The organism is Pantoea sp. PA1 (genome assembly GCF_056856975.1).
Window position 1 is genome coordinate 51,155 of record NZ_JBXGEE010000008.1, and the last position, 11,691, is coordinate 62,845.

Annotated in this window: 15 protein-coding genes; 7 read left to right on the plus strand and 8 right to left on the minus strand. The window is 56.8% G+C overall.

Annotation, left to right across the window (positions count from 1 at the left end; genetic code table 11):
• Positions 1-86: 86 nt before the first annotated feature.
• Positions 87-950, minus strand: coding sequence for a YicC/YloC family endoribonuclease (locus AC1V0D_RS20660; RefSeq protein WP_140924057.1), 864 nt, complete (start codon positions 948-950; stop codon positions 87-89).
• A gap of 158 nt (positions 951-1,108) precedes the next feature.
• On the opposite strand from AC1V0D_RS20660, the gene AC1V0D_RS20665 reads away from it, so the two are divergent.
• Positions 1,109-1,534 carry a DUF3574 domain-containing protein gene (locus AC1V0D_RS20665; RefSeq protein ID WP_325937639.1) on the plus strand — a complete coding sequence of 142 codons (426 nt, stop codon included), beginning with the start codon at positions 1,109-1,111 and terminating at the stop codon, positions 1,532-1,534.
• Positions 1,535-1,569: 35 nt separating this feature from the next.
• Here the strand turns inward: AC1V0D_RS20665 and AC1V0D_RS20670 are convergent, their stop codons facing one another.
• Positions 1,570-2,754 (minus strand): NupC/NupG family nucleoside CNT transporter, encoded by a 1,185-nt coding sequence (locus AC1V0D_RS20670; RefSeq protein ID WP_140029956.1) that lies wholly within the window; start codon positions 2,752-2,754, stop codon positions 1,570-1,572.
• A gap of 150 nt (positions 2,755-2,904) precedes the next feature.
• On the opposite strand from AC1V0D_RS20670, the gene rph reads away from it, so the two are divergent.
• Positions 2,905-3,621, plus strand: coding sequence for a ribonuclease PH (gene rph / locus AC1V0D_RS20675; RefSeq protein ID WP_009088115.1), 717 nt, complete (start codon positions 2,905-2,907; stop codon positions 3,619-3,621).
• Positions 3,622-3,670: 49 nt separating this feature from the next.
• Entirely contained in the window at positions 3,671-4,312 is a 642-nt protein-coding gene (gene pyrE / locus AC1V0D_RS20680; RefSeq protein ID WP_009088114.1) for an orotate phosphoribosyltransferase, read from the plus strand.
• 28 nt (positions 4,313-4,340) lie between these two features.
• Here the strand turns inward: pyrE and slmA are convergent, their stop codons facing one another.
• From slmA to coaBC, 3 genes are all read right to left on the minus strand, one after another.
• Entirely contained in the window at positions 4,341-4,937 is a 597-nt protein-coding gene (slmA, locus tag AC1V0D_RS20685; RefSeq protein WP_009088113.1) for a nucleoid occlusion factor SlmA, read from the minus strand.
• 118 nt (positions 4,938-5,055) lie between these two features.
• A complete protein-coding gene (gene dut / locus AC1V0D_RS20690) occupies positions 5,056-5,514 on the minus strand; it encodes a dUTP diphosphatase (protein WP_033736106.1) in 459 nt (152 codons plus the stop codon).
• Positions 5,492-6,712 carry a bifunctional phosphopantothenoylcysteine decarboxylase/phosphopantothenate--cysteine ligase CoaBC gene (gene coaBC / locus AC1V0D_RS20695; RefSeq protein ID WP_058957376.1) on the minus strand — a complete coding sequence of 407 codons (1,221 nt, stop codon included), beginning with the start codon at positions 6,710-6,712 and terminating at the stop codon, positions 5,492-5,494. Before coaBC ends, dut begins: the two co-directional genes overlap by 23 nt.
• Positions 6,713-6,892: 180 nt before the next feature.
• Here coaBC and radC point away from each other — a divergent pair, with 180 nt between their 5' ends.
• The 4 genes from radC (at position 6,893) to mutM (ending at position 9,093) form a co-directional block, all read left to right on the plus strand.
• On the plus strand, positions 6,893-7,549 hold the full coding sequence (gene radC / locus AC1V0D_RS20700) for a RadC family protein (protein WP_009088110.1): 657 nt from the start codon (positions 6,893-6,895) through the stop codon (positions 7,547-7,549).
• Between the two features lie 240 nt (positions 7,550-7,789).
• Positions 7,790-8,026 (plus strand): 50S ribosomal protein L28, encoded by a 237-nt coding sequence (gene rpmB, locus AC1V0D_RS20705; RefSeq protein WP_006121249.1) that lies wholly within the window; start codon positions 7,790-7,792, stop codon positions 8,024-8,026.
• 20 nt (positions 8,027-8,046) lie between these two features.
• A complete protein-coding gene (rpmG, locus tag AC1V0D_RS20710) occupies positions 8,047-8,214 on the plus strand; it encodes a 50S ribosomal protein L33 (RefSeq protein WP_001051798.1) in 168 nt (55 codons plus the stop codon).
• 69 nt (positions 8,215-8,283) lie between these two features.
• Positions 8,284-9,093, plus strand: a complete 810-nt coding sequence (gene mutM / locus AC1V0D_RS20715) for a bifunctional DNA-formamidopyrimidine glycosylase/DNA-(apurinic or apyrimidinic site) lyase (RefSeq protein WP_482907994.1) — start codon at positions 8,284-8,286, stop codon at positions 9,091-9,093.
• Here the strand turns inward: mutM and coaD are convergent.
• The 3 genes from coaD to waaA are packed head-to-tail and all read right to left on the minus strand — an operon-like array spanning position 9,090 to position 11,616.
• On the minus strand, positions 9,090-9,569 hold the full coding sequence (gene coaD / locus AC1V0D_RS20720; protein WP_046100859.1) for a pantetheine-phosphate adenylyltransferase: 480 nt from the start codon (positions 9,567-9,569) through the stop codon (positions 9,090-9,092). The two genes, mutM and coaD, sit on opposite strands and share 4 nt — an antisense overlap.
• A complete protein-coding gene (locus tag AC1V0D_RS20725; protein ID WP_140924067.1) occupies positions 9,566-10,342 on the minus strand; it encodes a glycosyltransferase family 2 protein in 777 nt (258 codons plus the stop codon). Before AC1V0D_RS20725 ends, coaD begins: the two co-directional genes overlap by 4 nt.
• Entirely contained in the window at positions 10,342-11,616 is a 1,275-nt protein-coding gene (waaA, locus tag AC1V0D_RS20730; protein ID WP_009088102.1) for a lipid IV(A) 3-deoxy-D-manno-octulosonic acid transferase, read from the minus strand. The genes AC1V0D_RS20725 and waaA overlap by 1 nt, the downstream gene beginning before the upstream one ends.
• Positions 11,617-11,691 lie beyond the last annotated feature (75 nt).

The following is an 11,691-nucleotide window of genomic DNA, read 5'->3' on the forward strand; positions in this document are numbered from 1 at the left end:
GAGGTGATGATTCTTAATGAGATAATAAAACCCGTAAGTTACGGGTTTTATTATCGTTATGACATCATGTGAAAATAAGTGAGAAATTACTCAATGTTCTGAATCTGCTCGCGCATCTGCTCGATCAGCACTTTCAGCTCAATCGCTGAAGCGGTGATATCGGCGTTAATCGATTTTGACGCCAGCGTATTTGATTCGCGATTAAACTCCTGCATCATGAAATCGAGACGACGGCCCACGGCCTCTTTCTTTTTCAGGATGTTATAAGTCTCTTTAACGTGCGCATCCAGACGATCCAGCTCTTCAGCGACGTCAACACGCTGCGCCATCATCACCAGCTCCTGCTCAAGGCGATTATTTTCCAGCTGGACTTCCGCATCTTCCAGCTTAGCGATGAGGCGCTCGCGCTGCCATTTGATCACTTCAGGCATCTGCGCGCGAACCTTACTGACTTCCTGTGAAACGCCTTCCAGACGCTGTTCAATCATCGCTTTCAGCGCGGTGCCTTCGCTTTCGCGAGCCGCAACGAAGTTATCCAGCGCATTGTCCAGCGCCTGCAATAACTGCGTGTTGATGGCATCCAGATCCTGCTCCTGGGCAGACATCACGCCAGGCCAGCGCAGAATATCCAGCGGATTAATCGCACCTTCGTCGCTCTGCATTTTGACCCAGTTAGCGGCCTGAACCAGCTGTTTTGCCAGCGTTTCGTTCAGCATCAGCTCGCCCTGTGCGCTGGGATCGGCGTCATAACGCAGATTGCACTCGATTTTCCCGCGCGTCAGACGCTGGCGAATGCGCTCGCGGATAACCGGCTCCAGCCCGCGAAACTGTTCCGGCAGGCGGATATAGGTTTCCAGATAACGCTGGTTCACGGAACGCAGCTCCCAGGCGGCGCTGCCCCATTCGCCTTTGGCTTCGCTGCGGGCATAAGCGGTCATACTGCGGATCATAAGTGGCACTCTTTTACGGAAAGATGGGTGAAGTATAGCGAGGCGAGCCACGGCATAACAGGCATAAGCGTCTCACAGGGCAATAACGAACGCTTTACGCCTTCAGTGACAGCCACTTATGATGACCACTGACCCCCCTGTGTGAGGATTACTGATCGATGTCTCGTGTGATTGCTCTTCCCGTTATGCTGGCGCTGCTGCTGTCAGGTTGCCAGACTCGCCATCCGGCACCCACTAAACCGCAACCGATCTGCGCGGGTGGCGACATGATGATGCAGACCACCTTGTGGTTTGGACTGAGCAAGCCCGATGGCGGTACGGTCAGCTCACTCGACTGGATGAACTTCGTGGACAATGAGGTCACGCCACGTTTCAAAGCGGGCCTGTCGGTCTATGACGCAAAAGGTCAGTGGCTGGGGGAAAACGGGAAGCTGGCAAGAGAGAACAGTAAAGCGCTGATGTTGATCCACGGCATCGATCCCGCCATCAACCATGATATTGAGGCGCTACGCAGCCTCTATAAAAAACGCTTTCATCAGGAGTCGGTCATGCGGGTGGATGCGCCCGTCTGTGTCGGGTTCTAGGGCGAAGGGGCGGCAGAGCCACCGCCCCTGTATCATCAGATAAACAGACCGGCAAAGGCCGCAGAAAGCAGGCTGACCAGCGTAGAGCCGTAAACCAGCTTCCAGCCAAAGCGGGACACCACATTACCCTGCGTCTCGTTCAGGCCTTTTATCGCTCCCGCCACAATGCCGATTGAGGCGAAGTTGGCGAAGGAGACCAGAAAGACCGACAGAATCCCCAGTCCGCGTGCGCTCATACCTGCCGCCACCTTCTGCAACTCGATCATCGCCACAAACTCATTTGCCACCAGCTTGGTCGCCATAATAGTGGCCGCCTGCAGGGCATCGGCTTTGGGAATGCCAATCAGCCAGGCCAGCGGATAGAACAGATAGCCGAGCAGCTGCTGGAAGCTGTACCCGAACAGCGCCGCGAACAGCGCGTTAACGGCGGCAATCAGGGCGATAAAGCCAATCAGCATGGCCAGAATGATCATGGCCACTTTGAAACCCGCCAGGATGTACTCGCCGAGCATCTCGAAGAAACTCTGCTCTTCATGCAGTTTTTCCAGGGCGATAGGCTGCTCATCCTGCTGTTTCATCGGGTTGATGATCGACAGGATGATAAAGGTGCTGAACATGTTAAGCAGCAGTGCGGCAACCACATACTTTGCTTCGATCATCGACATGTAGGCGCCGACAATCGACAGCGACACGGTAGACATCGCGGTCGCCGCCATGGTGTACATCCGGCGCGGCGGGATATCACCGAGGATCCCTTTGTAGGCGATAAAGTTTTCCGACTGACCGAGAATCAGCGTGCTGACGGCATTGAACGATTCCAGCTTGCCCATGCCGTTAATTTTCGACAGCAGCGTTCCAAAAATACGGATCAGCAGCGGCAGGATACGCCAGTGCTGCAATATGCCGATCAGCGCGGAAATAAAGACAATCGGGCAGAGCACGCCGAGGAAAATAAAGGCCAGCCCCTGTTTGCTCATGCCGCCAAACACGAACTCCGTGCCCTGTGCAGCGAAGCCCAGCAATGTCTCAAAGAAGCCGGCGAACGAACTGACCAGCGCCAGCCCTCCGGCGGAGTGAAGGAAGAACCAACCCAGCGCGGCTTCCACCACAATCAGTTGAATAATAAAGCGCAGGCGAATCTGTTTACGGTCATGACTGACCAGCAGCGCAAGGGCGAAAATCACCACCAGCGCCAGCAGGAAATGAAGAATGGCGGCCATATGTCTTTTTAATCAGAGTGAAAGGAACGCGCATTTAGCCACAGCTGGCGCGGAATTTCATCTGGAGCCTGCGCCCGACCAGCGCAAGAGACAGCGGGCAAGGAAGTCCGTATAATGCGCAGCCAATCATTAGCAAGCCGGAGATAACCCATGCGTCCAGCAGGCCGTCGCGCACAGCAGGTGCGTCCAGTCACATTGACCCGCAATTACACCAAACACGCAGAGGGTTCCGTTCTGGTGGAGTTCGGCGAAACGAAAGTGCTTTGCACTGCCTCCGTAGACGAAGGGGTTCCGCGTTTCCTTAAAGGGCAGGGCCAGGGCTGGATAACAGCTGAATATGGCATGCTGCCGCGTTCGACCCACAGCCGCATGGCGCGTGAGGCCGCAAAAGGCAAGCAGGGTGGCCGCACGCTGGAAATTCAGCGTCTGATTGCCCGCTCACTGCGCGCCGCCGTCGATCTGAAAGCGCTGGGGGAATTCACGATTACACTCGACTGTGACGTGATCCAGGCCGATGGCGGCACCCGCACCGCGTCCATCACCGGCGCCTGTGTGGCGCTGGCCGACGCGCTGAACAAACTGGTCGCCAGCGGCAAGCTGAAAGCCAATCCGATGAAAGGCATGGTTGCCGCTATTTCTGTAGGGATCGTGGCGGGCGAAGCGCTGTGCGATCTGGAGTATGTGGAAGATTCAGCCGCAGAAACCGACATGAACGTCGTGATGATGGAAGATGGCCGCATGATTGAGGTTCAGGGCACCGCCGAAGGCGAGCCGTTCAGCCATGAAGAGCTGCTGGCACTACTGGCGCTGGCACGCGGCGGAATTGAGGAGTTAATTCAGGCGCAGAAAGCGGCACTGAACAGTTGATGTAACAGGCGACCACAGAGTCGCCTTTTCTTTATTTGAGGAGTGAGAAATGAAAGCCTGGCAGCGTCAGTTTATTGAATTCGCCCTGAACAAACAGGTGCTGAAGTTCGGTGAGTTCACTTTAAAGTCCGGACGTAAAAGTCCCTATTTCTTTAACGCCGGTCTGTTTAACAGCGGACGGGATTTAGCGCTGCTGGGACGCTTCTACGCGCAGGCGCTGGTGGATGGCGCTGTCGATTTCGATCTGCTCTTTGGCCCGGCTTACAAAGGTATTCCGATTGCGACCACCACCGCGGTGGCGCTGGCGGATCATCATGACCGCGACGTGCCTTACTGCTTCAACCGCAAAGAAGCCAAAGATCACGGCGAAGGCGGCCTGCTGGTGGGCAGCCCGCTGCAGGGCAAAGTGATGCTGGTTGACGACGTGATCACCGCAGGTACGGCGATTCGTGAGTCGATGGATATCATTGGCGCGCACAACGCTACGCTGGCGGGCGTGCTGGTTTCGCTTGATCGTCAGGAGCGTGGCCGCGGTGACATGTCAGCCATTCAGGAAGTGGAACGTGATTATGGCTGTAAGGTGACGGCGATTATTACGCTGGCAGACCTGATTACGTGGCTGGAAGAGAAGCCGGAGATGGCCGATCACCTGGCTCAGGTGCGTGCCTATCAGCAGGCGTACGGGATTTAACACGGGCGGGCGTGATGCCCGCCTTTGCTCAGACCAGCTGGGCCGCGATAAGTGGCCAGCGGCTATCGAAGTCTGCGGTAGGACTGAAGCGAAACTCCGAGCGGACATAGCGCGACAGTAAGCCTTCACAGAAGGCCAGCAGCTGACTCGCCAGCAGTGCTTCATCAGCCTGAAAGGCTTCACCCTCACGCATTTTACGCTCACGCATGACCTGTCGCAGCTGCACTTCAATCCGCTCAAACAGCTGGTTGATGCGTCCCTGCAGCCGGTCCTGCTCAAACATCAGCGCATGACCGGTCAGAATGCGCGTCAGTCCCGGATTACGCTCACCAAAACCCAGAATCAATTGCACGATCAGACGCAGGCGCGTCATGGTCTCTTTTTCATCTTTGAGGATCAGATTGATGCGGGTAATGAGACTGTCTTCGATAAACTCGATCAGACTGTCGAACATCCGTGTTTTGCTGGGAAAGTGACGATAGAGCGCCGCTTCGGATACGCCCACGTTGGCTGCCAGTTTGGCTGTGGTAATACGCTGACTGCCATCACCGGACTGCAGCATCTGCGCCAGCGCCTGCAAAATCTCTTCACGACGATTTCGCTTCACGACTTTTTTTTCTGCCATGACCTTAAAAACCCCTGAAATTCACCTGAAACAGGCAACACCTACGCATCTGCCACAAGAACGCGTCTCATGGCGATGAGGAAAAATAACGGGCGTAAGTGAAAGTCGGTATTACGGGTTACTGGCGGCCTGAGTGGCCGAAGCCGCCTTCGCCGCGCAGGCTGGCGTCAAACTCTTCTACCAGATTAAATTCCGCCTGCACTACCGGAACGAAGACCAGTTGCGCCATGCGGTCGCCAGGCTGCAGTGAGAAGCTTTCCTGACCGCGGTTCCAGACGGAAACCATCAGCTGTCCCTGATAGTCGGAGTCAATCAGACCGACCAGGTTGCCCAGCACGATGCCATGCTTATGGCCAAGGCCGGAGCGCGGCAGGATGACCGCAGCCAGATCGGGATCGGCAATATGAATCGCCAGACCGGTCGGAACCAGCGTCGTGGTGCCCGGTGCGATGTCGAGAACATCATCAATACAGGCGCGTAAATCTAACCCAGCGGAACCTGACGTGGCGTAGGTCGGCAGCGGAAATTCTTTGCCGACGCGCGCATCGAGGATTTTAACGTCTATTTTTTTCATCATAACGGCTGACAATCTCGTCTATTAATTGTTGGCCAAGGAGAGACTTATCGCTGAGCGGTAAGCGCTTTTCTCCATCCTGCCAAAAAAGGTGAAGAGCATTGGTGTCGCTATTAAACCCCTGTCCGGTTTGAGCGACGTTGTTAGCGCAGATCAGATCCAGATTCTTGCGCACCCGTTTTTGCCGGGCGTATTCTTCCACATTCTGTGTTTCAGCAGCAAATCCAACGACGAATGGCCGGTTTTCCTGAAGTGCGGCGACGCCGGCAACAATGTCGGGATTCTTTATCAGGTTCAGCGTGACGGTATCATCGCCGCCCTGTTTCTTGATTTTATCGGCCGCAATATCGGCTGCCCGGTAGTCTGCCACGGCTGCGCTTGCAATGAAAATATGTTGTTTATCTATCTCACCCATCACGGCGGCCTGCATCTCCAGCGCGCTGGTGACATCTATTCGCCGCACGCCGGCAGGGGCAGACAACGTGACCGGGCCGCTGACCAGCGTAACCGTTGCGCCGCGTCGGGCGGCGGCGGCGGCAATCGCAAACCCCATTTTTCCGGAGCTGTGGTTGGTGATGTAGCGCACCGGGTCGAGCGCCTCACGGGTCGGACCGGCGGTAATCATAATGTTGAGATGTTGCAGATCGTTGACGGGGGTGGCCCACGTGACCGCATGGTCCACAATCGCCAGCGGATCGAGCATCCGGCCGGGGCCGACATCGCCGCAGGCCTGGCTGCCGCTGTCCGGTCCCCAGATCAGCACGCCACGCGCCTGTAACAGCTCCAGGTTGTGCTGCGTCACCGCCGCGCGATACATCTGCTGATTCATGGCGGGTACCACGGCCACGGGCGAGGCGGTCGCTAACACGGCGGTGGTCACCAGATCGTTTGCCATACCGGCGGTGATACGGGCTATCAGGTCAGCCGTCGCCGGTGCCAGTACAATCAGGTCGGCCCACTTTGCCAGCTCAATGTGACCCATCGCGGCTTCCGCCGCCGGGTCGAGCAGATCGTCAAACACCGGATAGCCGGAGACGGCCTGTAAGCTGAGCGGCGTAATAAACGCCTTCGCGCCCTGCGTCATCATGACGCGGACATCGGCACCGCGATCGCGCAGGCGGCGTACCAGCTCCGGAGTTTTATAAGCAGCAATGCCGCCGCTTACGCCAAGAAGAATTTTTTTGCCGGCTAATCCCATCATGATGTTGGCCTCACTAAGCTCTCTGCCGCACGGGGCGGCGAATGCACGGACTTTATCACAAAAGTGCGGATGCGCCTTTTCACGGACTGCGTTTGCGAGCCGCCTCGAAGATTGTGGCTGCGCTGATGGCACCCCGGGCATGGCTGGGTCATGCTGAGGTTGATCTCAGGGAGAGCAGACATGAAAAACAGTGGACCACGGGAAAAACTGCAGAAGCTGGGCGCGCATGCCCTCAGCGATACCGAACTGCTGGCCATTTTTCTCCGCACCGGCTCGCCCGGGCAGAACGTCATTGAGCTGGCCGGACAGATGCTGCAGGAGTTTGGCTCGCTTTATCAGCTGATGACATCGGGCAAGGCGGCTTTCAGTAACATAAAAGGCGTTGGTGATGCCAAACTGGCCCAGCTGCACGCGATTGCCGAACTGGCGAAGCGTTTCTTCGCCAGCAAGCTGGCGCGCGAAAGCGTGATGGAAAATCCCCAGATCACCCGCCAGTATCTGCAAAGTTTATTAGCCCATCAGGAGCGCGAGATCTTTATGGCGCTCTTTCTGGATAATCAGCACCGGGTGCTGCGGGCACAAAAAATGTTCTCGGGGTCGATTAACAGTGTGGAAGTGCACCCACGCGAGATCGTCCGGGAGGCGCTGAAGCTCAACGCCGCCGCGCTGATTCTGGCGCATAATCATCCGTCGGGCATGGCGGAACCGAGCCGGGCTGACCGCCAGGTAACCCATAAAGTCAGCGAAGCCTGCCAGCTTCTCGACATCCGCCTGCTCGATCATCTGGTGATAGGTCATGGCGAATATGTCTCCTTTGCTGAGCGGGGATGGCTCTGATAGCGGGAAAATTCGCGCCAGGTGGCGGCTTTTTGCCCGATCATTCGGGATCTTTATCTGTTCGGGACTTGAGCACTTGGGCTGAGCGGCGTATACTACGCCACCTTTGAGAATCTCGGGTTTGGCGGTTAGGCCAGCTTAGCGGGTTCCATGGAACTCGCCTGGCGGGCTGCAAGCCTGACGAGGCGGCCAAAACCTAATTTTTAAAGCTCGAGCTGATTTGATTTTTGGAGAATAGACATGTCACGAGTCTGCCAGGTAACTGGAAAGCGTCCGGTGACCGGTAACAACCGTTCCCACGCAATGAACGCGACGAAACGCCGTTTCCTTCCGAACCTGCACTCACACCGTTTTTGGGTTGAGAGCGAGAAGCGCTTCGTTACTCTGCGTGTATCTGTAAAAGGTATGCGTATTATTGATAAAAAGGGCATTGATACGGTGTTAGCCGACATGCGTGCCCGTGGTGAGAAGTACTAAGAGTACTAAGGAACTGAATCATGGCTAAAGGTATTCGTGAGAAGATCAAGCTGGTTTCCTCTGCTGGTACAGGTCACTTCTATACCACCACGAAGAACAAACGTACTAAACCAGAGAAGCTGGAACTGAAAAAGTTCGATCCGGTTGTACGTCAGCATGTGATCTACAAAGAAGCTAAAATTAAGTAATTTTAGTGTTCTGCTAAAAACCCGGCTCCGGCCGGGTTTTTTGTTTGTGTAAAACGCTGAGGAGAGGGTATGCCAGAGTTGCCAGAGGTTGAAACCAGCCGCCGCGGTATCGAACCGCATTTGGTGGGTGAAACCATCCTTCACGCCGTGGTGCGTAATTCCCGTCTGCGCTGGCCTGTTTCACAGGAGCTCCATGCGCTGAGCGATCAGCCGGTGCTCAGCGTGCAGCGCCGGGCGAAATATCTGCTGCTGGAGCTGCCGCATGGCTGGATCATTATCCACCTGGGCATGTCCGGCAGCCTGCGCGTGCTGCCGGAAGAGCGGCCTGCGGAGAAGCATGACCATGTTGATTTGGTGATGAGCAACGGCAAAGTGCTGCGCTACACCGATCCGCGGCGTTTTGGTGCCTGGCTCTGGAGCAGCGAACTGGCAGGCAGCAGCGTGCTGGCGCATCTGGGACCGGAGCCACTGAGCGACCAGTTTGACGCGGCTTACCTGTTTGAGAAGTCACGCGGCAAGCGAACGGTGATTAAGCAGTGGCTGATGGATAACAAAGTCGTGGTGGGGGTGGGCAACATCTACGCCAGCGAGTCACTGTTTACCGCCGGGATCCTGCCCGATCGTGCCGCCGGCAGTCTGTCGCAGGTGGAAGCAGAGCTGCTGGTCAACACCATCAAGGCGGTGCTGTTACGTTCCATTGAGCAGGGCGGAACCACGCTGCGGGACTTCTTACAGAGCGACGGTAAACCGGGCTATTTTGCGCAGCAGCTGCAGGTCTATGGCCGGGCAGGTGAGCCCTGCCGGGCCTGCGGGACACCCATTATCAGCGGCAGGCATGGGCAGCGCAGCACCTACTGGTGCCCCCGCTGCCAGCACTAAGCCAGCTTAGCCAGCAATGCCTGATGGACGGGCGCGGACAGGAAGGCGGAGACATCACCGCCGTGACGCGCCACCTCTTTGACCAGCGAAGAGGAGATAAACGAGAAGCCCTCAGACGGCATCAGGAAAACGCTCTCCAGCGTCGGCAGCAGGTGACGATTCATCTGCGCCAGCTGCATTTCATACTCAAAGTCTGACACCGCACGCAATCCGCGAACCAGCACATTCGCCTGCTGGTCTCGCGCAAAATTGGCCATCAGGTCGCTGAATCCCACCACCTTAACGTTGGGCAGATGGGCCACCATTTCACTCGCCAGCGCCACGCGCTCCTCCAGACTGAACAGCGGCTTTTTGCTGGGGCTGGCGGCAACGGCCAGAATAACCTGATCAAACATCTGTGCGGCCCGCGTCACGATGTCGAGATGTCCAAGCGTGACAGGATCAAATGTTCCGGGATAGATGGCTTTCGTGCTCATACCTGCCCTTTTTTCGCAGCCTGATTCAGCGCCCAGAGGGCGGCATATTTGTTAAAGGTATATTGTGCGTTGACCACCGCCAGTATCCAGCCCTGCTTTCCGTCGAGAAAACCGGCGCGCAGCAGCAGCGTTTTCACAAACGCGCCCAGCGTATGACCGAACAGGGAGAACAGACCGCAACGCTTACCACGCTGGTGGCGTTCCGTGGCCCAGGCTTCGGCATAGGCCAGTTGCTTACGCTGAAAAACGATCAGATCGCGGCAGGTCAGATGCTGTAAATCGCCGGGTAACGCCACCACCGGTGCGCCGTCACGCTGCAGCGATTCATGCACCAGATTATCATTGTAGCGGAAGGTGCGCGGATAGAGCCGCATCACGCGGTCAGGGTACCAGCCGCTGTGGCGCATAAAGCGCCCCAGAAACAGATTGCTGCGGCCCAGGCTGTAAATCGTGCGGCCCGGCGGCGCGATAAGCACCTGCTCAATCGCCGCGCGCAGTTCCGGTGTGACGCGCTCATCGGCATCGATCATCAGAATCATATCGCCGGTGGCATAGTGCTGCGCGCGCTGGCGCTGGATGCCATACCCCTGCCAGTCATCGCTGTGGTAGACCTTCGCGCCAGCCTGCGTGGCAATATCGGCACTGTTATCGTCACTGCCTGAATCCAGCACGATAATCTCATCCGCCCAGCTGACTGAAGCCAGACAGTCTGGCAGCAGTTCCGCTTCATTTTTGGCGATCATAACGACTGAAAGACGCTGGCGTGCTGACATCAGTGAGCCCGTGGAGGTAAATGCGGTTCAAGTAACTGGAGCAGACGCTGTAACGCACCCTGGTTCTGGTGCAGCACGTCCACGGCATGACGGCCGTAATAACGACGATAGTCATCATCCTGCAACAGGTTGGTGACCTCTTTTTCCAGCGAGAACACGTCGGTGACAGTAATCAGTCCCTGGCCTTCCTGCAATTTGCCGCAGATATCTTTGAAGTTCCAGATATGTGGCCCCATCAGAACCGGAATCGCGTGCGCTGCAGGCTCCAGCGGATTGTGTCCGCCGCGCTCCACCAGGCTGCCGCCGACAAACGCCAGATCGGCAATGCCATAAAGCAGCATCAGTTCGCCCATCGAGTCGCCGATGACCACCTGGGTGGAGCCCGAGGGGATCTCGCCGCTGCTGCGCAGAATAAAGCTAAAGCCGCGCGACTGGGTCAGTTCACGCGCATCGTTAAAGCGCTCAGGATGACGCGGAACCAGAATCAGCAGCAGATCAGGGAACGTCTGCAGCAGGCGGCGGTGGGCATCCAGCACAATGGCCTCTTCGCCTTCGTGAGTGCTGGTGGCAATCCAGACCGGACGGCGTGGCGCCCACTGGCGACGCAGCGTAACGGCTCTGGCGGCCAGCTCTGGCGTGACAGAAATATCAAACTTCAGGCTGCCGGTGATCGCCAGCTGAGAGCGTTTCAGGCCAAGCTCCAGGAAGCGGTCGCCATCTTCACTGTTCTGCGCTGCTATCAGCGTGATGCTCTGCAACAGCCTGCGCATGAATTTACCCAGCTTGCGATAGCCTTTGGCGGATCGGGCTGAGAGGCGCGCGTTAGCGATCACCAGCGGAATGTTACGCTGATGCAGAATGCGGATGATGTTCGGCCACAGCTCGGTTTCCATGATGATCACCAGCCGGGGGTTGACCGTGTCCAGAAAACGATTAATCGATCCGGGCAGATCGTAAGGCAGATAGACATGGTGCACATCTTTGCCAAAGGCTGACTGTGCACGCTCAGAGCCGGTTGGCGTCATGGTCGTGACGGTAATCGGCAGGGTCGGGTAACGATGACGCAGCGCGCGCACCAGCGGCACCGCGGCCAGGGTTTCCCCCACGGAAACCGAATGCAGCACAATGCCGTCGGGCTTCACTTTGCCGACGCAATAGCCATAGCGCTCCGCCCAGCGTTTGCGATACGCCGGTGCTTTACGACCGCGCAGCCACAGGCGCAGCCAAATCAGTGGCTGAATAAAGTAGAGCAATGCGGTGTAAATGGTCGTCATAGTTACCGTTACAGCAGGTTCGCGTCTAAAAACAGGTTAAAATCAGATGGCGGCATGTTATCAGAAACCCCGCAT